The following is a 23,866-nucleotide window of genomic DNA, read 5'->3' on the forward strand; positions in this document are numbered from 1 at the left end:
GGCGGGAAGGACTGCACACATGGCGGCGATCGAGACCACCGGATCGAAACGACTCGTACTCGTCTCGGGGCGGGCACACCCCGAGCTCGCCGAGCAGATCGCGGCCGAGCTCGGCAGCGAGCTGGTGCCGACCGACGCGCGCACGTTCGCGAACGGTGAGCTCTACGCACGATACGACGAGAGCGTGCGCGGGTCCGACGCGTTCGTGATCCAGTCGCACGCCGCACCCATCAACGAGTGGCTCATGGAGCAGCTCATCATGGTCGACGCGCTCAAGCGCGCTTCGGCCAAGCGCATCACGGTCGTGTCGCCGTTCTACCCGTACGCCCGCCAAGACAAGAAGGGGCGTGGCCGCGAGCCGATCTCGGCACGCCTCGTGGCCGACCTGTACAAGGCCGCCGGCGCCGACCGCATCATGTCGATCGACCTGCACGCCGCGCAGATCCAGGGCTTCTTCGACGGCCCCGTCGACCACCTGTTCGCGATGCCGGTGCTGCTGAACCACTTCAAGGAGCAGCTCGACCCGGCGACCCTCACGGTCGTCTCGCCCGACATGGGCCGGGTCCGGGTCGCCGACATCTGGAGCGACAAGCTCGGCGCGCCGCTGGCGATCATCCACAAGCGGCGCGACCCGCTCGTGCCCAACCAGGTCTCGGTGCACGAGATCGTCGGCGAGGTGAGCGGGCGCGTGTGCCTGCTCGTCGACGACCTGATCGACACGGGCCGCACCATCGTGAAGGCCGCTGAGGCGTTGAAGGCCGCGGGCGCCATCGGCGTCGTGGTCGCCGCCACGCACGCGGTGTTCTCGAACCCGGCGACCGAGATCCTGCAGTCCGATTTCATCGACGAGGTCGTCGTGACCGACACGCTGCCCCTCCCCGAGGAGAAGCGCTGGGACCGGCTCACGATCCTGCCGATCGCGCCGCTGCTCGCGCGCGCGATCCACGAGGTGTTCGAGGACGGCTCGGTGACGAGCATGTTCGACGGCGCCGCCTGAGCGCCGAGGCGACGTCTGGGGCGGCTCGCCGGCGAATAGGCTGACGCTATGGCGATCAGCACGGACCGGCCCTGGCTCGCGAGCTACGCGGAGGGCGTGCCCACCGACCTCGAGCCGCCCACGGGCTCGCTCTACGACCTGATCCGGGAGAGCGTCGAGCAGTACCCCGATCACGTCGCACTCGAGTTCTTCGGCCGCACGACGACGTACGCGGAGCTCGGGGCCGAGATCGAGCGGGTCGCCGAGGGGTTGCGGGTACTCGGCGTGCAGCCGGGCGACCCGGTCGCGATCGTGCTGCCGAACTGTCCGCAGCACATCGTCGCGTTCTACGCCGTGCTCCGCCTCGGCGCGATCGTCGTCGAGCACAACCCGCTCTACACGCCGCGTGAGCTGCGGCACCAGTTCGAGGACCACGGCGCCAGGGTCGTCATCGCCTGGGACAAGGTGGTCGCGACGATCCAGGACTTCCCGGCGGATGTCTCGGTGCAGACCATCGTCTCCGTCGACGTGACCCGGGCCATGCCCTTCGCGACCCGGCTGGCGCTGCGCCTCCCGATCGCGAAGGCCCGCGAGTCGCGCGCCGCGCTCACCACGAAGGTGCGCGGCACGACGCCGTGGACGCAGCTCACCGGGTCGGCGCCCGTCGATGCGCACATCGCTCGCCCCGGGGCATCCGATGTCGCCTTGATCCAGTACACGAGCGGCACCACCGGCTCGCCCAAGGGGGCGACCCTGACGCACGCGAACCTGCTCGCGAACGCCGCGCAGGCGCGCGCGTGGGTGCCGGAGGTGCCGCGCGGCAGCGCGGTCGTCTACGCGGTGCTGCCGATGTTCCACGCGTACGGCCTCACGCTCTGCCTGACGTTCGCCATGAGCATGGGGGCCAGGCTCGTGCTCTTCCCGAAGTTCGACCCGGAGCTCGTGCTCAAGGTCGTGAAGAAGCATCCGGCGACGTTCCTGCCCGCCGTTCCGCCGATCTACGACCGGCTCACGAAGGCCGCCGCGGCCGAGGGGGTCTCGCTCGACGGCATCCAGATCGCGATCTCGGGGGCCATGCCGCTGTCGACCGCCGTGGTCGAACCGTGGGAGGCCGCGACCGGCGGCGCGCTCGTCGAGGGCTACGGGCTGTCCGAGTGCTCGCCCGTGCTCATGGCCAATCCGGTCGCGCCGAACCGGCGCATCGGCACGGTCGGCCTGCCGCTGCCGTCGACCGAGGCGCGCGTCGTCGACCCCGAGAATCCGATCGCCGACGTCGCACGCGGCGCCGAGGGCGAGCTCGTCGTGCGCGGTCCGCAGGTGTTCTCGGGGTACTGGAAGAAGCCCGAGGAGACCGAGGCGGTGTTCGTCGCCGACCCCGACGGGGGAGCACCGTGGTTCCGCACCGGCGACATCGTGTCGATCGACGCCGACGGGTTCGTGACCATCGTCGACCGCATCAAGGAGCTGATCATCACGGGCGGCTTCAATGTCGCGCCGAGCGAGGTCGAGGAGGCGGTGCGCTCGCACGCCGACGTCGAGGATGTCGCGGTCGTGGGCCTGCCCGACGAGCACTCGGGCGAAGCGGTCGTCGCGGTCGTCGTGCTCCGCGAGGGTGCCGTGCTCGACGAGGCCGGCATCCGCGCGCACGCGCGCGACCAGCTCACGGCGTACAAGGTGCCGAAGCGCGTCGTCCAGGTCGACGAGCTGCCCCGCTCGCTCATCGGCAAAGTGCTGCGCCGCGAGGTGCGCAACGGGCTGCTGAACGGCTGACCATGGGGTTCCTGTCGCCTGAGTCGGCCGCCGCGCTCGCGCGGCTCGTCGCGCTGCAGGGCGGGGCGGATGCCTCGGCGGGGCGTGCGGCCGACGCGCCGCCGCTCGACCGGCTCCGAGGCATCCGCGAGCTCGTGACCGCGCTGGAGGCTGACCCGGCCGCGCTCGTCGCCGTGCGCGAGGCACTCGACGCGGGGGCGGGCTGGGACGACGTCGGCGACGCGGCCGGGCTCAGTGCCTCGGCCGCGAAGTACCGCTGGGCGGGCGACGACGCGGCGATCGCCGACCGCCACGAGGCGAGCCGCCGCCGCAAGCGCGAACGCCCGTCGAGCCGGCCGACGGACCTGCCGGGACTCTCGGTCGCCGAGGCGGCGAAGCAGCTCGGCGTCACCCCGCAGGCGATCTACCAGCGCGTCACCCGCGGCCAGCTCGAGGCCCGAACGATCGAGCTCCCCGACGGCCGCTCCTACAAGCGCGTCTTCCCCGACCCCCCGTCCGTCGAGTAGCGATCGTCAGCGAGCGCGTACTCCTCCGTCGGTCGAGTAGCGAGCGCCAGCGAGCGTATCGAGACCTGGCGGGCCCCTGTCGAGACTCGGTCACCGGGTCTCGATACGCGTGCTCCTTCGTCGCTCGCTACTCGACCGGCGGGTGTGGGTGCCCGTTCATCGGTGACGAGCGTCCGGCGTGCTGTGTTGTGTCCGTTCTGTGCATGCGCAAATATATTAGTGTAGTGCTGGAAGGGCGCTTGTCGTGAAGAAGGCGCAATGCGTCGAGTGGGTTCGTGCCTGATCGCCGGTGCGGTGATGATCGGGACGTTGGGCGGGTGCGGCGGTTTCGCCAGCCGGGGCGGAGTCGGTTTCGCTGGAGTCCGGTGCGCTCGTCGCGGCACCGGACGAGCGCGCAAGGGCGTGGGGAGCGAAGTGTCGGTCTACACTGCGGACGGCACGCAGACGGCCACGAAGAAGTTCGACGATCCGTCCTACGCGATCACGGCGCTCGATGCGTATGAACAACACGACAGCACCCGGTACCTCGCGGTTGGGCTGAACATGCAGGGCATCCGGATCCTGCAGGTCGAGCAGGGCGCGAACCCGAACGACGAGAAGCTGACGGAGGTCAGCGCGGTCGCGCGTCATTGGTACCAGCCCAACCTGGTCTTCTTTCAACCGAATCAGGTCACCATGGTGAAGCTCGGCAGCGATGATCAGGGCAAGCTCATCCTCACCGCCGGTCAGTTCGTCAAGGAGCAACCGGCGCTCGAGACGTTCGAAGCGCTGACGGGGAAGTCCGTCTGGTGGCGGAACCCGCGTCCGTGGAACCTGCCGTGGGAGTGGCCCGACCTGGCGGACTTCGGTCGTCTGGGCGCGCCTGGCGCGCAAACCGAGCAACTCGTGGCGGTCTCCTGGCCGACTCTCGGTCGCGTGAGCTTCATCGACGCGAAAGAGAAGACCGACTGGGCGACGGCCGACGGCACGGCTGCGCACGTCGTGCGGTTCTTCACCGGCACTGATGGCACCGGCTACGTCGCGATCGCGCGCGACACGGCGGACGGCGCCGGGTCGTACACGATCTCGACGGCGAACCCGCGTGGCGAGCTCGTCACCGTGCGTGAGGGGGCCGAGTCCGGTCTCCCGGCGGCGATCGCCGAGCTCACCGGCGCGTAAACCGACCACGTCAGCCGCCCGGTGCGTCTCAAACCGCGCTGGGCGGTGTCGCGCGCCCTGTGGGTTGGAAGTCGAAAAGTGGGGATGCCGCGTGCAGGGCCGAGTTCCAACACACTGTTCGGCCTCTGCCACACTTTTCGCGGCAGCGGCAGCGGCAGCCCACCGTTGGTCGAGTGAGCTACGCGCCAGCGAGCGTATCGAGACCCCGGCGACCCACTCTCGAGGCCCGGTCACCAGGTCTCGATACACGTGCTCCTCCGTCGCTCGCTACTCGACCGGCGGAGGGGCGGCTCCTCCGTCGCTCGCTACTCGACCAGCGGAGGGGCGGCTCCTTCGTCGCGCGCTGCTCGACCGCTATGCCGCGCGGGCGTTGCGCTCGTCGGGGGCGGGGAGCGGCTCGCGGGGGACGGCGGGGATCATGCCGAGGTTGGCGAGCAGCCGGTCCTCGCCGCCCGGGCGGTCGGCGAAGCAGAGCCAGCCTGCGCCGCCCGGCCCGAAGAGGTCGAACGTGACCCGTGAGGCCGTCGCGCTCGCGTCGTAGCGGCCGACCGTGATCGCGCACGCGCGGCTCGCCGACGAGTGCGCGACGCTCGCGAGCGAGAGCACGAGCGGGAGCACGAGCGCGCAGAGCGCGACGAGCACGACGATCCGGAGCATCCGTTGCGCGCGTGCGCCGCGGACCGGCCGGTCGTCGTGCTCGTCGGCGGCGTCGGTCATCCCGTCAGCGTCTCGGCTCGCGCCTCAGTGCGATGAGGGCGTGGTCTCGATCTCGGAGCGGTCGCCCGACCAGAGCGTGTGGAACACGCCGTCGCGGTCGACGCGCTGGTAGGTGTGCGCGCCGAAGAAGTCGCGCTGGCCCTGGATCAGCGACGCGGGCAGGCGCTCGGCGCGCAGCCCGTCGTAGTACGCAAGCGACGACGAGAACGCCGGGGTCGGGATGCCGGCCTGCGCGGCGATCCCGACGACACGGCGCCAGCTCTCCTGCGCGCCCGCGACCGCGTCGCGGAAGTACGGGGCGACGACGAGGGCGACGAGGCCCGGGGCTTCCGCGTACGCCTCGGCGATGCGGTTGAGGAAGCGTGCGCGGATGATGCATCCGGCCCGCCAGATCTTGGCGACCTCGCCCTTCTTGACGTCCCAGCCGAACTGCTCGGCGCCCGCGATGATCTCGTCGAAACCCTGCGAGTACGCGATGATCTTCGACGCGTACAGCGCCCGGCGCACGTCCTCGACGAACGCGTCGACGTCGCCCTCGGCGACCTTCCACTCGCCCGACGGGCCCGGCAGATCGCGCGCGGCGGCGCGCTGGTCGCGCTTCGACGACAGACTGCGGGCGAAGACCGCCTCGGCGATGCCCGACGTGGGCACGCCCAGCTCGAGCGCGTTCTGCACGGTCCACGCGCCGGTGCCCTTGGCGCCCGCCGAGTCGAGGATGACGTCGACGAGCGGCTTTCCGGTCTCGGCGTCGACCTGGCGCAGCACCTCGGCCGTGATCTCGATGAGGTAGCTCTCGAGCTCGCCCGTGTTCCACTCGGCGAAAATGTCCGCGATCTCGGCCGGGCTCTTGCCCGTGCCCTGGCGGATCAGGTCGTACGCCTCGGCGATGAGCTGCATGTCGGCGTACTCGATGCCGTTGTGCACCATCTTCACGAAGTGGCCCGCGCCGTCGGTGCCGATGTGCGTCACGCACGGCTCGCCCTCGGCGACCGCCGCGATCGACGCGAGGATCGGGCCGAGCGTCTCGTACGACTCGGCCGAGCCGCCGGGCATGATCGACGGGCCGTGCAGCGCGCCCTCCTCGCCGCCCGAGATGCCGGTGCCGACGAAGTGGATGCCGCTCGGGCTGATCTCCGCCTCGCGGCGGATCGTGTCGTGGAAGTTCGCGTTGCCGCCGTCGACGATGATGTCGCCCGGCTCGAAGCGCTGCACGAGCTCGGAGATCACCGCGTCGGTGCCCTTGCCAGCCTGGACCATGATGATCGCGGTGCGCGGCTTCGCGAGCGACGCGACGAACTCGTCGTAGCTCTCGCTCGCGACGAAACCCGCCTCGGGGTGCTCGGTGGTGAGGGTGCGCGTGCGCTGCGGGGAGCGGTTGAACACCGCGACCGTGTTGCCCTCGCGGCTCGCGAGGTTGCGGGCGAGGTTCGAACCCATGACGGCGAGGCCGACGACCCCGATGTTCGCGCTGGCGGTTTCAGGCACTGCGTAACTCCTTGAAGACAGGCGGATTGCCTCCCAGCGTACTGCCCGACGCGCATCGGGTAGACTTCTTGACTGAACTTCGGCGAGGGCTGTTTCGCGCGATGGCTCCGGCTTTCGGCGTGGCATCCGTGATCGACGCGGTGGAAGGCTCACGGCACTTCCTCACGCTTTTTGCGCGTTCGAGTTGAAGACACATCGAAATCACGATTCGGGCCGGTGAGCCCTGAAGGAGGTCCAGCCATGGACGAAGACAACAAGATCGTCGCCGAGCCGCGCGAGAAGTTCGGCAAGGGCGCGGCGCGCAAGATCCGCGCCGCCCACAAGATCCCCGCGGTCCTCTACGGTCACGGCACCGAGCCCGAGCACCTGACGCTGCCGGGCCACGAGGTGAGCCTGCTCATCCGCAAGGCGAACGCGCTGCTCGACCTGCAGATCTCGGGCAAGAGCCAGCTCGCGCTCGTCAAGGACGTGCAGAAGGACCCGGTGCGCCAGATCATCGAGCACCTCGACCTCATCGTCGTGAAGCGCGGCGAGAAGGTCCAGGTCGAGGTGCCCGTGCACGTCGAGGGCGAGCCCGCGGCCGGCACCATCGCCGACCTCGACGCGCACACCCTGTCGCTCGAGGTCGAGGCGACGCACATCCCCGAGAACGTCGTGGTCTCGGTCGAGGGTCTCGAAGAGGGCACCCAGATCCACGCGTCGCAGGTCACCCTCCCCAAGGGCGCGACGCTGCTCAGCGACGCCGAGACGCTCGTCGTCAACGTGCACACGCCGCAGAAGGTCGACCTGGGCGAGGAGGCCGGCGAGGCCGAGGCCGCCGAGGCCGAGGCGCCCGAGGCCGAGGCCGAGTCCGCCGAGTAAGGCGCGACCGCACCGCTCGCGAGGGCCCGCGGCTCCACCGGCTACGCTCGGATGGGGCCCGGGCCCTCGCTCGCTCCCGCTCGTCACTGGCCCAGCCCTGCTCGTCCTCGGCCCCTGCGGCCGCAACGCATCCGGAGGCACTCGTGGGACTGTTCGACCTGATGCGCACCCGTCGGAAGGACCCCGAGTTGGCCGAGAACACGTGGCTCGTCGTCGGCCTCGGCAACCCCGGCGCCCAGTACGCCGGCAACCGGCACAACGTGGGTCAGATGGTGCTCGACGAGCTCGCCGGGCGGCTCAGCGCGACGTTCAAGTCGCACAAGACGCCGTCGCGTGTCGCCGAGGCGTTCCTGCGCCCCGGCGGGCCGAAGCTCGTCCTCGCCAAACCCAACAGCTACATGAACACGTCGGGCGGACCGGTGTCGGCCGTCGCGAAGTTCTACGGCGTGCCGGTCGACCGGGTGATCGTCGTGCACGACGAGCTCGACATCCCGTTCGACACCGTGCGGCTGAAGCGCGGCGGCGGGCACGGCGGTCACAACGGCCTCCGCGACCTCGCGAAGGCGCTGGACTCGCCCGAGTTCACGCGCGTGCGGGTCGGCATCGGGCGCCCGCCCGGACGTCAGGACGCGGCCGACTTCGTGCTGAAGGACTTCGCGGGCGCCGAACGCCAGGCGCTGCCGAACCTGCTCGCCGATGCCGCCGACGCCGTCGAGGCGATCGTCGACACGGGCCTCGTCGCCGCGCAGCAGCGGTTCCACGCGCCGGCGTGAGCCGCCCGCCCACTTCCCGCGCGCCGGTATCGTCGAGTGTTGCCGGTCCGGGCCGAGTGACGCCGTTCCGGCGACACACTCGACCCGAACCGGTAACACTCGCGGCATCGTCGCAGACGAGAGGACGTACGGATGATCATCGCCGCAGCAGACGGCTCGGCCCTCGGCAACCCCGGGCCCGCGGGCTGGGCGTGGTACGTCGACGACGAGTGCTGGGCGGCCGGGGGCTGGCCGCACGGCACGAACAACCAGGGCGAGCTCACGGCCGTCCTCGAGCTGTTCCGGGCGACCGCCCACGTCGACGACGAACTGCTGATCCAGTGCGACAGCCAGTACGTCATCAACGCCGTCACCAAGTGGATGGCCGGCTGGAAGCGCAAGGGCTGGCGCAAGGCCGACGGCCAGCCGGTGATGAACCGGGAGATCCTCGAACAGCTCGACGAGGCCATCCGCGGTCGTCGCTACCGTTTCGAGTGGGTGCGTGGCCATGTGGGCCACGAGCTCAACGAGGCGGCCGATCTGCGCGCACGCGCGGTCGCGACCGCGTACCAGCGGAAGGCTGAGGTGCCGGTCGGGCCCGGCTGGACGCGGGCCTGCGAGGCGACGGATGCCCCGGAGGGCGCCGCTGCGCCGGCGCTCGCGCCGGACACGTCGACGCCGTCCGGGTCATCGGTGCCGTCAGGAGCATCCGTACCCGCGGAGGCATCCGTCTCGCCCCTCGCCGAGCGCGAGTTCACGACCGATGACGACGACGCGCTGTTCTCGTTCCAGGACCCGATCGCCGAATGGCGCACGATGACCCTCGAGCTCACGACCGAGGAGCACACCCGGCTCGTCGAACGTGCCCGCGCCGCGGGCCTCACGCCTGAGGAGCTGCTCCGCTCGCTCATCTGAGGAGGCGGGCGGCCGTGTCGGCGGGGCGACGTAGACTTCTCCGGTGAGTCTGCAGGGCCTGAACGCCGCGCTGTCGCGCGCCTCCACGATGGAACGAGCGCTCGGGGAGGCGCAGCGGAACGCCGACTTCTCGGCGCCGGCAGGGCTCGACCCGGCGCTGATCGCCGGGCTCGTCGAGCGGCGCGCTGCCGCGGGTCTCGCCCCCTCGGTGCTCGTCGTCACGCCCACGAGCCGCGAGGGCGAGTCGCTGCGCGCCTCGCTCGCGCCGTACCTGCCGGACGCCGAGCTGCTCGAGTTCCCCGCGTGGGAGACGCTGCCGCACGAGCGGCTGAGCCCGTCGGCCGAGACCGTCGGCCGGCGCCTCCACGCGCTCAGGCGGCTGCGCGAGTGGAGTGAGCGCGGTGAGACGCATCCGCTCGTCGTCGTCGCGTCGGTCCGCGCCGCACTGCAGCCGCTCGCCGACAATCTCGCCGGGCTCGTCCCGATCGAGCTCACGCCCGGCGCGCGCGGGCACGATCTCGCGCGCATCGCCGAGCAGCTCGTCGACCTCGCGTACGCGCGCGTCGACATGGTCGCCCGTCGCGGCGAGTTCGCGGTGCGCGGCGGCATCCTCGACGTGTTCCCGCCGACCGCGGAGCATCCGGTGCGGGTCGAGTTCTTCGGCGACGAGGTCGAGGAGCTGCGCGCGTTCTCCGTCGCCGACCAGCGATCGCTCCCCGAGCCGGTCGAGCGGGTCAGGCTCGCGCCGAGCCGCGAGCTGCTGCTCACGCCATCGGTGCGGCAACGCGCGCGCGAGATGCGCGACGAGTTCCCGAGCCTGTCGGGCATGCTCGAGAAGATCGCCGAGGGCATCCCGGTCGAGGGCATGGAGTCGCTCGCGCCCGCGCTGCTCGACCGGCTCGTGCCGCTGACGAGGTACCTGCCGCTCGAGTCGGCGGTCGCCGTGGTCGCGCCTGAACGGGTCGCGAGCCGGGCCGCGAGCCTCGGCGAGACCAACCGCGAGTTCCTCGCCGCCGCGTGGAGCGCCGCGACGGTCGGCGCCGATGCGCCGATCGACCTCGCCGCGGGCGACTTCCTCACGGTGCAGGAGCTGCGCGAGGCCGCGCTGTTCAGCGCTCCGGGCGAGCCCGACCCGGGGCGTGTGTGGTGGACGTTCTCCGCGTTCGACGCGGGCGAGGCCGCTGAGGATGCGAGCAGTGACGCCGCCGCCGCCGACGGGGCGTACGTCCGGGTCGCGGCGACCGCGATGCCGAGCTTCCAGGGCAACGTCGACGGCGCCGTGCAGCACGTCGGCGACCGGCTCCGCGACGGCTGGAGCCTCGTGGTCGCGGCGGCGGGCCACGGCCTCCTCGAACGCGCGAGCGACGTGCTCGGCGAGCACGGGCTCGCGGCCCGCCTGACCGACGAGGTGCCGGCCGAGCTCGAGCCGGGTGTGGCATACCTCGTGCAGGCCGAGGCCGCGCGCGGGTTCGAGGTCGGCGAGGCGAAGCTCGGGCTCATCGCCGAGGCCGAGTTCTACGGCCGCAGCGCGGGGTACGACGCGCGGCAGCCGAAGAAGCTCGCCAGCCGGCGTCGCAACGTCGTCGACCCCATGCAGCTGAAGGCCGGCGACCACGTCGTGCACCAGACGCACGGCATCGGGCGGTTCGTCGAGATGGTGCAGCGCGAGGTCGCCACCGGCACCCGCCCCAAGGGGCCGAGCCGCACCGCCGGCATGGCGCAGCAGCCGACCGCGGTGCGCGAGTACCTCGTCATCGAGTACGCGCCGTCCAAGCGCGGGCAGGCCGGCGACCGCCTGTTCGTGCCCATGGACCAGCTCGACCTGCTGAGCCGGTACGTCGGCGGCGAGACGCCGTCGCTGTCGAAGATGGGCGGCAGCGACTGGGCGCAGGCGAAGGGCCGGGCGCGCAAGGCCGTGCGCGACATCGCGGTCGAGCTCGTCAAGCTCTATTCGGCGCGCATGGCTGCGAAGGGGCATGCGTTCGGGCCCGACTCGCCCTGGCAGCACGAGCTCGAAGAGGCGTTCCCGTTCGCCGAGACCCCCGACCAGTTGCAGACCATCGACGAGGTCAAGGCCGACATGGAGCGACCGATCCCGATGGACCGGCTGCTCGCGGGCGACGTCGGGTTCGGCAAGACCGAGGTCGCCGTGCGTGCCGCGTTCAAGGCGATCCAAGACGGCAAGCAGGTCGCGATGCTGGTGCCGACCACGCTGCTCGCCAAGCAGCACCTCGAGACGTTCACCGAGCGCTTCGCCGGCTTCCCGGTGCACGTGCGCCAGCTGAGCCGTTTCCAGACCGACAAAGAGGCGCGCGAGACGGTCGCCGGGCTCGCCGACGGCACCATCGATATGGTCATCGGCACGCACCGCATCCTCACCGAGCAGGTCGCGTTCAAAGACCTCGGGCTCATGATCATCGACGAGGAGCAACGGTTCGGCGTCGAGCACAAAGACAAGCTCAAGAAGCTCAAGACCAACGTCGACATCCTCGCCATGAGCGCGACGCCGATCCCGCGCACGCTCGAGATGGCCGTGACCGGTATCCGCGAGATGTCGACGCTCGCGACCCCGCCGGAAGACCGGCACCCGATCCTCACGTACGTCGGCCCGTACACCGAACAGCAGGTGGCTGCGGCGATCCGCCGGGAGATGCTGCGCGAGGGCCAGGTGTTCTTCGTGCACAACCGGGTGTCGTCGATCAACCGCGTCGCGGCGCAGCTCGCCGAGCTCGTGCCGGAGGCGCGCATCGCCGTGGCACACGGCCAGCTCAACGAGCATGTGCTCGAGCAGATCGTGAACGACTTCTGGGAGCGCAAGTTCGACGTGCTCGTGTCGACGACCATCATCGAGACCGGGCTCGATATCTCGAACGCGAACACGATCATCATCGACCGGGCCGACAAGTACGGCCTCAGCCAGCTGCACCAGCTGCGCGGTCGGGTCGGCCGCGGGCGCGAGCGCGCGTATGCGTACTTCCTGTACGACCCCGCGAAGCCGCTCTCCGAGACCGCGCACGACCGGCTCTCGACGATCGCGGCGAACAACGAGCTCGGCGGCGGCATGCAGATCGCACTGAAAGACCTCGAGATCCGCGGTGCGGGCAACCTGCTCGGTGCCGAGCAGGCCGGGCACATCGCGGGCGTCGGGTTCGACCTGTACCTGCGCATGATCGGCGAGGCGGTCTCGGCGTTCCGTGGCGAGGTCGCCGAAGGACAGACCGAGCTCAGGCTCGAGCTGCCCGTCGACGCGCACATCCCCGAGGACTACGTCGACAGCGAACGCCTGCGGCTCGAGGCGTATCAGAAGCTCTCGGCCGCGAGCGGCCCGGCGGCGAAAGACGGCGCGATCGATGCCGTCATCGAAGAGCTCACCGACCGGTACGGCACGCCGCCCGAGGCCGTTCACCACCTGGTGGCGATCTCGCGGCTCCGTCGTCAGGCGCAGCTCGCTGGGCTCTCCGACGTCATCGCGACCGGCTCGAAGCTGCGCATCGCGCCCGCGAAGATCCCGGACTCGCGCCGCGTCCGGCTCGAGCGGCTGTACCCGGGTGCGAAGCACTTCGCGCAGAACGACGTGATCCTCGTGCCGTTCCCGACGCCGGGCGGTGAGCTGCCCGGCGACGGCGAGCTCATCGAGTGGGTCTCGAAGCTCATCACCGCGGTCTTCCCGGTCGAGCCGAAAGAGCCCGCGCCGCCCGCCGCCGAGCAGGCCGACGCGCCCGCCTGACGGCTGGCCGGTGCGTGGTCGACTGCGCCGCCCGTTCCCATCGTGGTCCTATCGAACGGGCTCAGATGGCGGGTCGTGCGCGACCGAACTCGCCACCCGCGCCCGTTCGATAGGACCACGATGAACGGTGGCGCGCGACCCGTCCAGTCTCGAACGGTCGCAGATGGCGGGTGTGACGCGATCGGACCCGCCATATGTGCCCGTTCGACGCGGGGAGGCGGGGGAGGCGGCGCGCGGGGCCCGGTCAGGGCGTGAGGTGGACCCATTCGGCGAGGAAGTCCTCGACGCTCAGGCGCTCGAGGTCGGCGTTGATCGTCCGCAGCAGCATGTCGGCCTCGTCGAGCGAGCCGGCGCTCGTGCGGATGACGGGGGCGTCGCCGTCGCGACGAACGACCACGAGGTCGGCCACCGATGGGCCGCCGAGCCCCGTCGCCTCGCCCGCGAGCAGCACGATGTGATGCCACGCCTTCCGCAGCCCGCGGTGGCGGCGCTCGCGGAGCTCGGCGCGGAGATGTCGCGACGCGGGATCGTCGGCGCGATCGTCGGGATTGTCGGCGCGATCGTCGCTGCGCTCGTCGGGGCCATCGGGGCCGTCGGTGCCGTTGATCATCTTGAGAACGCTCCTCCCTGGCCGGCGCGCTCGCCGGCCCGGCGGTAGTGCCGCGATCGGAGGCTCACGAGGATCGCCGCGAAGACGATCGAGATGCCCGAACCGATGAGCACCGCGAGCGTCCCCTCGTTCGCGACCTCCGGCAGCTCAACGAAGGCCAGCTCGTTCATGAGCAGCGACACCGTGAAACCGACGCCGCCGAGTGCACCGACGGTCACCAGATCGGCGATCGCGAGTGGTCGCGAAGGCTCGGATCGCATGCCGGATCCGCCGAATCGCGCGGTGGTCACCGGGCGTCCCGCCCGCATCCGCGCGATCCACACGCCGATCACCCCCGCGAGCGTGATGCCGAGGATCTTGCCCGCGGGCAGCCCCACGAGGATGCCCCAGAACGCGGGGTCGAGCTCGCTCGGCCGCACCTGCGGCACGGGAACCATCGCGGCGGAGAGGGCGAACAATGGCAGGACGACGCCGTTCGACCACGGTTCGAGGGTGTGCGCCGCGCGACCGCCGGGCCGCCTCGACATGACGAAGCCGAGCGCGACGCCCGCGATCGTCGCGTGCACGCCCGACTGCAGCACGAAGTACCACGCGAGGATGCCGAGCACCCAGAGCGTCGCGGCGATCGGCCACTGCCGCCGACGCGCGAGCACATACGCCGACCGTGGCCGGAGCAGCCGGCTCACCGCCCCGAACAGGGCGATCGCGAGGCCTGCGAAGCCGATGGCGGCGAGGTTCGCGTCGCTCGTGAAGAAGAACGCGATGATGAGGATCGCGATGAGGTCGTCGAGCACCGCCAGGGCGAGCAGGAAGATCCGCACCCTGGTCGGGATGAACTTCCCGAACATCGCGAGGACGCCGAGGGCGAACGCGATGTCGGTCGCGGTCGGGATGGGCCAGCCGTCGACCGTCGCCGTGCCGGCCGTGAACCCGAGGAAGATCAGCGCGGGCACGATGACGCCCCCGACCGCGGCGATCGCGGGGAGCAGCGCCTTCGACAGCGAGTTGAGCTCGCCGATCACCAGCTCACGTTTGAGCTCCACGGCGACGATGAAGAAGAAGATCGCGAGCAGCCCGTCGCTGATCCAGTGCCCGATCGAGAGGTCGATGCCGAGCCAGGGCAGGTCGAGATGGGCCTGTTTGGTGTCGATGAGCGCCGGGCCGAAGGGCAGGTTCGCGAGCAGCAGCCCGAGCGCCGCGGCGGCCAGGAGGAGCGCGGCCGAGACGCGCTCAGAACGGAGGACGTGCATCTGACTCCTTGCACGGTGGCCTCGGCGCGGGTGGGGCCCGAGGACGACGGACGGATGACGGCGCAACGCGCCGGCCGACCAGACTTCCCGGCACACCACGGGCAGTCTATCGAGACTGCGACGTAGGCTTTCAGCCATGACCGATCGCGCGACGGATGCCCCGGCCGAGCCTGTTGACGGCCGGGAAGCCGAGCCCGGCGAAGGCCTGTCGGAGCTCGTCGCGATGGTCGCGCGCCTGCGCGCGCCGGGCGGGTGCCCCTGGGACGCCGAGCAGACCCACGAGTCCCTCGTGCGCTACCTCGTCGAGGAGTGCTGGGAGCTCATCGACGCGATCGAGTCCGGCGACCGCGCCGAGATGATCGAGGAGCTCGGCGACGTGCTCTACCAGGTGCTCTTCCACGCCGACATCGCGGCGCACACCCCGGGTGAGGACTTCGACATCGACGACGTCGCGCGGCACATGACGGCCAAGATGGTGTCGAGGCATCCGCACGTCTTCGGCGACCGCGAGGCCGCGACCGCGGCCGACGTCGTGGCCTTCTGGGAGGACCTGAAGGCGACCGAGAAGCCGCATCGCACCAGCGTGCTCGACGGCGTGCCGCAGGGCATGCCGGCGCTCGCGCTCGCCGAGAAGGTCCTCGACAAGGCGGCGAAGGCCGGCGTCGCGCCCGAGACATCCGGGCTACCGGCGACGGATGCCACGACCGAGGCCGAGCTCGGCGAGCAGCTGTTCGCCATCGTCGCGACCGCGCGCGAGCGCGGCCTCGACGCCGAACGCGCGCTTCGCGGCGCGCTCAGGGACTTCCAGGCCCGGGTGCGCGAGGCCGAGTCCGGCCACTCGGCGGAGTAGCGCGCGCCGCCCGCGGGCACCGTCGCGGGCGGTGAGCGTCTGACGGAAGGCGCCCCCGCGGCCTGGAAGAATGGAGCGCATGGCCGCTTCCGTCACCCCACCGCGCGGCATGCGCGACTTCCTGCCCGCCGAGAAAGCCCGCCGCGAGCACGCCCTCGGCGTGATCCGCCGCGTCTACTCGGGGCACGGGTTCGACGAGATCGAGACGCCCGTGATGGAGGACGCGTCCCGCCTGCACGCCGGGCTCGGCGGCGACAACGAGAAGCTCGCGTTCGCGGTCATGAGACGCGGTCTGTCCGAGGCCGACCTCGCGGCAGCGGCCGAGACCGGCGACGCGCTCTCGCTCGCCGACCTCGGCCTGCGCTACGACCTCACGGTGCCGCTCGCGCGGTTCTACGCCACGCACCAGGCAGCGCTGCCGCCGGTGTTCCGGGCGATCCAGATCGCGCCGGTGTGGCGCGCGGAGCGCCCGCAGAAGGGCCGCTACCGCCAGTTCGTGCAGTGCGACATCGACATCATCGGCGAGGCCGGCGCGCTGGCGGAGCTCGAGCTGCTCACCGCGACGTCGGCCGCGCTCGACGAGCTGGGGCTCGGCGGTTGCACGATCCGCATCAACGACCGTCGCATCCTCGCCGGCATCCTCACCTCATGGGGCGTGGACGAGACGCAGCGGGAGCGCGCACTCATCACGATCGACAAGCTCGACAAGATCGGCGCGTCCGGGGTCGCGATCGAGCTGCGCGAGCTCGGCATCACGACCGCGGACGTCGCAGCGGAGCTGCAGGCGCTCGCCGGAGCATCCTGGAGCCTGCTCGACGCGGGTGACGCGCCGTCCTGGCTGGACGCCGACGCGTACCGGGACCTGCTCGCGCTGCGCGACGCGCTGCCGGGCGCGGCCATCGAGTTCGACCCGACGCTCGTCCGCGGCATGGGGTATTACACGGGCACGATCTTCGAGATCGCGCACCCCGACTTCGGCTATTCGCTGGGCGGTGGCGGCCGGTACGACCACATGATCGGCCGGTTCCTCGGCCGTGAGGTGCCCGCGTGCGGGTTCTCGATCGGGTTCGAGCGCATCGTCGACCTGCTCGAGCGCAATGACGAGGAGCGCCCGCGCGCGGTCGTGCTCGTGCACGACGCCGACGTGCCCGCCGCGCGGCTGCTCGAGCTCAAGCGCGAGCTCGTGGCATCCGGATCTCGCGTGCGTCTCGAACGCCGCGTGAAGAACCTGCGCGCCCTGCTCGACCGCGTGACCGCCGACGGCTTCGACGCCTTCGCACCCGTGACCCCTGACACGACCGACGCCGACTCCCTCACGTTCAAGCCGCTCGGCGCGTAGACCGGCCCGACCCCGGCCCGGACGGGCGCGGATGGCGGGTGCCATCGCGGTGCACGCACCATCTGCGCCCGTTCGACTGATGGTGGCCTGACGGACCTGTGGAGAACGAATCACGCCCTCGGGCGGCATACGCCACGGTGTCCGCATGACTCGACGCGCTGAGCTTCCTGCACACCTGTACGGATCGTCCTTCCATGTGCGAGACCGGGAACACCATCGGTCGAGCCGCAGCCGCCTTCGGGCCCAGGACATCCAGCGCCCATTCGTCGGGGTGCGCTCGATCGGGCTCGAGCTCGAGGCCGTCCTCGACCGGTGCCGATCGTACGAACCACTGCTGCGTCCGGGTGAGGCGTTCAGTCACACGACGGCCGCCCTGCTGTACGGAGTACCGATGCCTGCGGGCGTGCGCCGCGCCGATGCCGCACCCACGCGTGCGCCGGAGCTGATCGAGGTGACTGCCGCACCTGGATTCACGCGCGCTCGCTCGGCGGGCGTCCGCGGCCACGTCTCGGCGGTCCCGTTGCCGGTCGCCTTCCACCTCGGGCTTCCCCTCATCCGGCCGGCTGTGGTCTGGTGTCAGCTCGCGACGCAGATCCCGATCACCGATCTGATCGCCGTCGGCGACGCCATCATCACCGGCAGTCGACGCGGTGTCGTGCGCGAGCCCGCATTGGCGACTCCCGAGGAACTCGTGGTTGCCGTGCGCCGGTGGGGCCGGCGACGAGGTGCCAAAGCTCTGGCGACCGCTCTGCCCCGCGTCCGGTCCGGAGCCGAGTCACGACCCGAATCACATCTGCGCCTGCTGCTCGAGGACTTCGGTTTGCCCGAACCGCTGCCGAACCATCCGACAGAGGTGGGCGGTGGCGAGGTGCTGCATCCGGATCTGAAGTACGCGCACGCGCGGCTCGTCCTCGAGTACCAGGGCGACCACCATCGCACCGACCGTCGGCGCTGGCAGGCGGACGTGCGACGGCGACGCGCGTTCGAGCTCGCGGGCTGGCGCGTCGTGGAGGTCACCGCCGATGACCTCTACATCGATCCGTCGGGGCTGATCGCACGTGTTCGGGGGCTCCTCGCCGAGCACTGATCATGCCGAACGGGCGCGGATGGTGAGTCGCGCTGAGCCACACCCGCCACCCGCGACCGTTCGATGAATCGCACGGTGTGAACGACCGAGCCTCAGATCGAGGCGACGGCCCTGTGCGGGCACGCGAACTCGGCGAACGGGCGCGAGTGGCGGGTGTGGTTGCGAAACACCCGCCACCCGCGACCGTTCGATGAACTGGTGTGCGGGTGCGGGTGCGGGTGCGGGAGGCGCGGGAGGCGGGAGGCGCGGGAGGCGGGAGGCGCGCGGCCGGTGGCGAGCGGATGCCTCGTGGCCATCTGGTGCACTCGCGGCCCCAATAGACTGGCAGGCGGATTACGACGGCGTCGTCCAGTCAGCCCAAAACACAGAGGAGTTCACTGTGGCATTCATCGAAGCTGTAGGCGCTCGCGAGATCCTCGATTCTCGCGGCAACCCGACCGTCGAGGTCGAGGTTCTGCTCGACGACGGTTCGCTGTCGCGGGCCGCGGTGCCCTCCGGCGCCTCGACCGGCGCGTTCGAGGCGTACGAGCTGCGCGACGGCGACGCCGACCGCTACCTGGGCAAGGGCGTGCAGAAGGCCGTCGACGCGGTCATCGACGAGCTCGGCCCGGCCATCGAAGACCTCGACGCCTCCGACCAGCGCCTCATCGACGCCGCGCTCATCGAGGCCGACGGCACCGACAACAAGCAGCGCCTCGGCGCGAACGCGATCCTCGGCGTGAGCCTCGCCGTCGCGAAGGCCGCGGCCGAGTCGGCCGACCTGCCGCTGTTCCGCTACCTCGGCGGCCCCAACGCGCACGTGCTCCCGGTGCCGATGATGAACATCATCAACGGTGGCGCGCACGCCGACACCGGCGTCGACATCCAGGAGTTCATGGTCCTGCCCGTCGGCGCGCCGACCTACTCCGAGGGCCTGCGCTGGGGCGTCGAGACGTACCACGCCCTGAAGAGCCTGCTGAAGTCGAAGGGTCTGTCGACCGGCCTCGGCGACGAGGGCGGCTTCGCGCCCGACCTCGCGAACAACCGTGCCGCGCTGGACCTCATCGCCGAGGCGATCGGCACGGCCGGTTTCACGCTCGGCACCGACATCGCGCTCGGTCTCGACGTCGCGTCGACCGAGTTCTTCGAGAACGGCGTGTACAAGTTCGAGGGCCAGGACCGCACGGCGGCCGAGATGAACGCGTACTACGCCGAGCTCGCCGAGGCGTACCCGCTGGTCTCGATCGAAGACCCGCTGGCTGAGGACGACTGGGAGGGCTGGGCCGAGCTCACCTCCTCGCTCGGCGCGAAGCTCCAGCTCGTCGGCGACGACCTGTTCGTCACCAACCCGAAGCGGCTCGCCGACGGCATCGCGCGGCACGCGGGCAACTCGATCCTCGTGAAGGTCAACCAGATCGGCACGCTGACCGAGACGCTCGACGCCGTGAAGCTCGCGCAGCGCGCGGGCTACACCGCGGTGCTCTCGCACCGTTCGGGCGAGACCGAGGACACGACGATCGCCGACCTCGCCGTCGCGACCGACTGCGGGCAGATCAAGACTGGCGCGCCCGCCCGGAGCGAGCGCGTCGCCAAGTACAATCAGCTTCTGAGGATCGAAGAAGAGCTCGGCGACGCCGCGGTGTACGCGGGCCGTTCGGCATTCCCGCGTTTCACGGCGTAGCACGTCACGATTCGATGCGGGGGCGGCCGGCGGCCGCCCCCGTTTCGCGTCCCGGGCCGAGAGCGGGAGGAGTCGCGAACGATGGTCGCGAACCGCCGCCCGCCGAAGAGCGTCCGCGCCTCGCGTGCGGGCTGGCTCAGCAGCATGCGCCTGTCCGGGTTCTCCGTCATCATGATGGGCGTCCTCGTGCTCGGCGTCGTCGTGCTCGCGCCGACGATCGCCTCGTTCGCCGAGCAGCGGCGGCAGATCGCCGAGCTCCGCGCGGCGGTGTCCGCACAGGAGGAGGGCGTGCAGGAGCTGCGCGATCAGCGTGAGCGCTGGAACGACCAGACGTACATCATCACGCAGGCGCGGGACCGCCTGTACTACGTGCTTCCGGGCGAGGTGAGCTACCTCGTCATCGATGACCGCACCGAGGCGGCGAAGGCCGAGACCGGCGCAGAGGTCTCCGCCGAGGTGACCGAGACGAAGGGCGACTGGATGCGCACACTGCTGGGCTCGGTCATGGCCGCGGGGCTCGCACCCGATGCGTCGGATGCCGCCCCCGAGGTCGACGCTCCGGCCGGCGACGCCCCGGCCGGCGATGCCCCGGCCGGCGACGCGCCCGTGGGCGACGACGCGACGGGGGCGGGCGAATGACCCGCCCGCCGTTCGGACCCGTCGCGGAGCGTGACATCCGCATCGTGTCGGCGCAGCTGAGCCGCCCGGCCCGCGACATCGTCGGGATCGCGGCACGCTGCGTGTGCGGCGCGCCGACCGTGGTGTCGACGAAGCCCCGGCTGTCCGACGGCACGCCGTTCCCCACGTTCTACTACCTGACGCACCCCGTGGCCACGGCCGCGATGAGCTATCTCGAGGCCGCGCAGGTCATGGTCGAGTGCACCGAGCTGCTGGCCGCCGACCCCGTGATCGCCGCCGCGTACACGCGGGCGCACGAGGAGTACCTCGCCGACCGCGGCCTGTACGGCGTCGTCGACGAGATCGAAGGTGTCTCGGCCGGAGGCATGCCGACGCGCGTGAAGTGCCTGCACGCGCTCGCGGGGCACGCGCTCGCCGCCGGGCCGGGAGTGAACCCGATCGGCGATCTCGCGCTCGAGCGCTCGGCCTGGTCGCCCGACGTGTGCCGCTGCCCCGACTACGGCGTCGAGCCCGAGGCCTCGCCATGACCTCACGACGCACCGCGCTCCGCGTGCTCGCGACGGTCGGCGCGACCGTCGCGCTGCTCGGGCTCGGGGTGGCCCCCGCGCGCGCAGATCTCGTGCGCGATCTCGAGTATTGGCTCACCGAGTACGGCTTCACGACGGCGTGGAACACCTCACGGGGAGCGGGCGTGAAGGTCGCGGTGATCGACACGGGCGTGAACGGCAGCGTCGCCGAGCTGCGCACGGCGGTCGTCGACGGCACGGATGTCTCGGGGCTCGGGTCGCCCGACGGGCAGACGCCCGTGGGCGATGACTCGGAGCACGGAACGCTCGTCGCCTCGTTGCTCGCCGGGCGCGGCTCCGAGCCGGGGAGCGGCGTGATCGGCGTCGCCCCCGAGGCATCCATCCTGACCGCGTCGGTCGCCTTCGGCGAAGACACCGGCGCCGCGCTCTCGAACGACCAGCAGATCGCCGATGCCGTGATCTGGGCCGTCGACCACGGCGCCGAGGTCATCAACATGTCGCTCACCCGCAACACCCGCGACTGGCCCGAGATCTGGGACGACGCCTTCATGTACGCGTTCGAGCACGACGTCGTGGTGGTCGCGGCCGCGGGCAACCGGGGGAGCGGCACGACCGAGGTCGGCGCGCCCGCGACGATCCCCGGCGTCCTCACGGTCGCGGGCGTCGACCGCGACCAGTCCGCGAGCTTCGACGCGAGCTCGCAGGGCATCACGATCGCGGTCGCCGCGCCGAGCGAAGACCTGGTGGGCGTCATGCCCGACGGCAGCCACATCCAGTGGAGCGGCACGAGCGCGGCGGCGCCGATCGTCTCGGGGCTGGTCGCCCTGGTCCGGGCGAAGTATCCCGACCTCGACGCGGCGAACGTCATCAACCGGGTCATCACGACCGCGAACCCGAACGGGCAGGCGGTGCCGAGCCCGCTCTACGGCTACGGCATCATCGACCCGGTCGCGGCGCTCACCGCCGAGGTGCCGACCGTCGAGGCGAACCCGCTCGGCAGCCTCGCGGACTGGATCCGCGTCCACCGCCGTGCCGACGGCGAGCCGGCCGAGACCGAGCCCGACGAGGCCGAAGCGATCGTGCCGATCGCCGATCCGGTGCTGCCCGGCGCGGACAGCGCGAAGACCCTGCTGCCGACCCCGTGGACGCTGGCCTACATCACCGTGCCGCTCTCGCTCGTCGCGGGATTTGGTACGCTAGCAGCGCTGTTGGGCATCGGCGCCACTCGGCACACCAAGCGGACGGCGCGCGAGCGCGCACCGTGATCGCACCTCACTGAGTTCAAGGAGTCCATTCACCGTGCCCAAGATTTTGATCGTCGGCGGTGGCTACGCCGGGTTCTACACGGCGTGGAAGCTTGAGAAATGGCTGCGCCCGGGTGAAGCCGAGGTCACCGTCGTCGATCCGTTGCCGTACATGACGTACCAGCCGTTCCTCCCCGAGGTCGCGGCGGGCTCGATCGAGCCGCGGCACGCGGTCGTCGCGCAGCGCCGCCACCTGAAGAAGACGAACGTGATCACGGCCAAGGTCACCGGCATCGATCACGCCTCTAAGACGGCGACCATCACGCCCGAGGCGGGCGAGCCCTTCGAGTTCGAGTACGACATCGTGGTGGTGACCGGCGGTGCCGTGTCGCGCACGTTCCCGATCCCGGGCATCGCCGACAACGCGATCGGCCTCAAGGCCATCGAAGAGGCCGTCGCGATCCGCGACCGCGTGCTCACGAACTTCGACAAGGCGGCGTCGCTGCCCCCCGGGCCCGAGCGTGAGCGCCTGCTCACGTTCGTCGTGGTCGGCGGCGGGTTCGCCGGCATCGAGGTGTTCGCCGAGCTCCGCTCGTTCGCGAGCGCGCTGCTGAAGTACTACCCGCAGCTCTCGTTCGAGGAGACGCACTTCCACCTCATCGAGGCGATGGGCCGCATCATGCCCGAGGTCTCGCTCGAGACCAGCCACTGGGTGATCAAGCACCTCGCCGAGCGCGGCGCCGAGATCCACCTCGACACGCAGCTCACGAGCGCGGTCGACGGCCACGTCGAGCTCTCGACCGGCGAGAGCTTCGACACCGACCTCATCGTCTGGACCGCCGGCGTCATGGCGAACCCCGCCATCGTGCGCACGAGCGACCTGCCCGTCGAGGAGCGCGGCCGCATCAAGACGCGCGCCGACCTCCGGGTCGGCGACGAGGACGACATCGTGGCCGACGCGTGGGCCGCCGGCGACATCTCCGCCGTGCCCGACCTGACGGGCGGCGGCGTGGGCGGCTACTGCGTGCCGAACGCGCAGCACGCGGTGCGGCAGGGCAAGCTCATGGCGAAGAACATCGTCGCGGTGCTGCGCGGCGAAGAGCCGAAAGAGTACTTCCACAAGAACCTGGGCGCGGTCGCCGGCCTCGGCATCGGCTCGGGCGTGTTCCAGTCGGGCAAGCTCGCCATCAAGGGTGTGCTCGCCTGGTTCGCGCACCGTGGCTACCACGGTCTCGCGATGCCCAGCTGGGAGCGCAAGTTCCGCGTCTTCTGGGGCTGGTGGAACAACTTCTGGCTCGGCCGCGACATCGTGTCGCTGTCGGCACTGCAGCAGCCTCGTGCCCAGTTCGAGGCGTTCGCGGCGCGTCCGAAGCCCCCGGCCGTCGAGGCCGCGCCCGCGTCGGGCAAGGCCGTCGAGTCGAAGCCGGCTTCCGCGAAGGCCCCGGCCGCGAAGGGCGCAGCCGCGAAGCCCGCAGCGAAGTCCGCCCCGGCGAAGGACGAGTCCGCGCCGGCGAAGGACGAGTCCGCGAAGCCGGCGCGCGCGAAGAGCGCGACCGGTGCCGCGCCCAAGGCGAAGCGCGCGAGCGCCGAGGCGGGGGCCGCCGCCGAGGCGGGCGCCGAGCCGGTCGCGGCGAAGTAACCCCGACGCTCACATTCCGTTTCCGGATCGAACGCGGCGGACGTCAGCACGACGTCCGCCGCGTTCGCGCTGTGGCGGCCGCGAGGGTGGCGGCCGGGCGAGGGTGGCGTGGGGCGGCGTTCGGCAGCCTCGCCGGCCCCGTTCAGTAGGCTGG

The 23,866-nt window shown here is 71.1% G+C and carries 20 protein-coding genes; 16 read left to right on the top strand and 4 right to left on the bottom strand.

From position 1 onward, the window contains the following. The first annotated feature begins 19 nt into the window (after window positions 1-19). The 4 genes from RH864_RS03120 to RH864_RS03135 all read left to right on the top strand — a co-directional run bounded on the left by RH864_RS03120 (window position 20) and on the right by RH864_RS03135 (window position 4,410). Window positions 20-997: a ribose-phosphate diphosphokinase gene (locus RH864_RS03120; RefSeq protein WP_310516057.1), complete on the top strand. Its 978-nt coding sequence runs from the start codon at window positions 20-22 to the stop codon at window positions 995-997. A 48-nt stretch (window positions 998-1,045) separates the two neighbouring features. After that, window positions 1,046-2,746 carry a long-chain-fatty-acid--CoA ligase gene (locus tag RH864_RS03125; RefSeq protein ID WP_310516058.1) on the top strand — a complete coding sequence of 567 codons (1,701 nt, stop codon included), beginning with the start codon at window positions 1,046-1,048 and terminating at the stop codon, window positions 2,744-2,746. A 2-nt stretch (window positions 2,747-2,748) separates the two neighbouring features. Beyond that, window positions 2,749-3,252, top strand: coding sequence for a hypothetical protein (locus RH864_RS03130; protein ID WP_310516059.1), 504 nt, complete (start codon window positions 2,749-2,751; stop codon window positions 3,250-3,252). Between the two features lie 414 nt (window positions 3,253-3,666). Beyond that, window positions 3,667-4,410, top strand: a complete 744-nt coding sequence (locus RH864_RS03135; protein WP_310516060.1) for a hypothetical protein — start codon at window positions 3,667-3,669, stop codon at window positions 4,408-4,410. Window positions 4,411-4,764: 354 nt separating this feature from the next. On the opposite strand, the gene RH864_RS03140 is transcribed toward RH864_RS03135, so the two are convergent. Together RH864_RS03140 and gndA are read right to left on the bottom strand one after the other, a co-directional pair. Further along, on the bottom strand, window positions 4,765-5,127 hold the full coding sequence (locus RH864_RS03140) for a hypothetical protein (protein WP_310516061.1): 363 nt from the start codon (window positions 5,125-5,127) through the stop codon (window positions 4,765-4,767). A gap of 24 nt (window positions 5,128-5,151) precedes the next feature. After that, window positions 5,152-6,612, bottom strand: coding sequence for an NADP-dependent phosphogluconate dehydrogenase (gndA, locus tag RH864_RS03145; RefSeq protein WP_310516062.1), 1,461 nt, complete (start codon window positions 6,610-6,612; stop codon window positions 5,152-5,154). A gap of 240 nt (window positions 6,613-6,852) precedes the next feature. Here gndA and RH864_RS03150 point away from each other — a divergent pair, with 240 nt between their 5' ends. The 4 genes from RH864_RS03150 (at window position 6,853) to mfd (ending at window position 12,867) form a co-directional block, all read left to right on the top strand. Then, complete coding sequence (locus RH864_RS03150; RefSeq protein ID WP_310516063.1) at window positions 6,853-7,473, top strand: 50S ribosomal protein L25/general stress protein Ctc; 621 nt, start codon at window positions 6,853-6,855, stop codon at window positions 7,471-7,473. Window positions 7,474-7,634: 161 nt separating this feature from the next. Further along, entirely contained in the window at window positions 7,635-8,246 is a 612-nt protein-coding gene (gene pth, locus RH864_RS03155; RefSeq protein WP_310516385.1) for an aminoacyl-tRNA hydrolase, read from the top strand. Window positions 8,247-8,378: 132 nt separating this feature from the next. Then, window positions 8,379-9,140 (top strand): RNase H family protein, encoded by a 762-nt coding sequence (locus tag RH864_RS03160; RefSeq protein ID WP_310516064.1) that lies wholly within the window; start codon window positions 8,379-8,381, stop codon window positions 9,138-9,140. 88 nt (window positions 9,141-9,228) lie between these two features. Next, on the top strand, window positions 9,229-12,867 hold the full coding sequence (gene mfd, locus RH864_RS03165; protein ID WP_449224130.1) for a transcription-repair coupling factor: 3,639 nt from the start codon (window positions 9,229-9,231) through the stop codon (window positions 12,865-12,867). 244 nt (window positions 12,868-13,111) lie between these two features. Here the strand turns inward: mfd and RH864_RS03170 are convergent, their stop codons facing one another. Continuing rightward, window positions 13,112-13,477 (bottom strand): hypothetical protein, encoded by a 366-nt coding sequence (locus tag RH864_RS03170; RefSeq protein WP_310516066.1) that lies wholly within the window; start codon window positions 13,475-13,477, stop codon window positions 13,112-13,114. Further along, window positions 13,474-14,727: a Na+/H+ antiporter NhaA gene (locus RH864_RS03175; RefSeq protein WP_310516067.1), complete on the bottom strand. Its 1,254-nt coding sequence runs from the start codon at window positions 14,725-14,727 to the stop codon at window positions 13,474-13,476. The genes RH864_RS03170 and RH864_RS03175 overlap by 4 nt, the downstream gene beginning before the upstream one ends. Before the next feature lie 136 nt (window positions 14,728-14,863). Here RH864_RS03175 and RH864_RS03180 point away from each other — a divergent pair, with 136 nt between their 5' ends. From RH864_RS03180 to RH864_RS03215, 8 genes are all read left to right on the top strand, one after another. Beyond that, entirely contained in the window at window positions 14,864-15,577 is a 714-nt protein-coding gene (locus RH864_RS03180; protein ID WP_310516068.1) for a MazG family protein, read from the top strand. 79 nt (window positions 15,578-15,656) lie between these two features. After that, complete coding sequence (gene hisS / locus RH864_RS03185) at window positions 15,657-16,916, top strand: histidine--tRNA ligase (protein ID WP_310516069.1); 1,260 nt, start codon at window positions 15,657-15,659, stop codon at window positions 16,914-16,916. Window positions 16,917-17,061: 145 nt separating this feature from the next. After that, window positions 17,062-18,003 carry a hypothetical protein gene (locus tag RH864_RS03190; RefSeq protein WP_310516070.1) on the top strand — a complete coding sequence of 314 codons (942 nt, stop codon included), beginning with the start codon at window positions 17,062-17,064 and terminating at the stop codon, window positions 18,001-18,003. Between the two features lie 379 nt (window positions 18,004-18,382). Then, window positions 18,383-19,663, top strand: coding sequence for a phosphopyruvate hydratase (eno, locus tag RH864_RS03195; protein ID WP_310516071.1), 1,281 nt, complete (start codon window positions 18,383-18,385; stop codon window positions 19,661-19,663). A gap of 81 nt (window positions 19,664-19,744) precedes the next feature. Beyond that, a complete protein-coding gene (locus tag RH864_RS03200) occupies window positions 19,745-20,302 on the top strand; it encodes an FtsB family cell division protein (protein ID WP_310516072.1) in 558 nt (185 codons plus the stop codon). After that, a complete protein-coding gene (locus RH864_RS03205) occupies window positions 20,299-20,829 on the top strand; it encodes a DUF501 domain-containing protein (RefSeq protein WP_310516073.1) in 531 nt (176 codons plus the stop codon). The genes RH864_RS03200 and RH864_RS03205 overlap by 4 nt, the downstream gene beginning before the upstream one ends. Next, the gene (locus tag RH864_RS03210) at window positions 20,826-22,094 is read left to right on the top strand and encodes a S8 family serine peptidase (protein WP_310516074.1); all 1,269 of its coding nucleotides are present in this window, start codon (window positions 20,826-20,828) and stop codon (window positions 22,092-22,094) included. The genes RH864_RS03205 and RH864_RS03210 overlap by 4 nt, the downstream gene beginning before the upstream one ends. A gap of 34 nt (window positions 22,095-22,128) precedes the next feature. After that, complete coding sequence (locus RH864_RS03215) at window positions 22,129-23,712, top strand: NAD(P)/FAD-dependent oxidoreductase (protein ID WP_310516075.1); 1,584 nt, start codon at window positions 22,129-22,131, stop codon at window positions 23,710-23,712. Window positions 23,713-23,866: the final 154 nt, after the last annotated feature.

It is taken from the genome of Agromyces aerolatus (genome assembly GCF_031432255.1).
Classification (GTDB): domain Bacteria; phylum Actinomycetota; class Actinomycetes; order Actinomycetales; family Microbacteriaceae; genus Agromyces.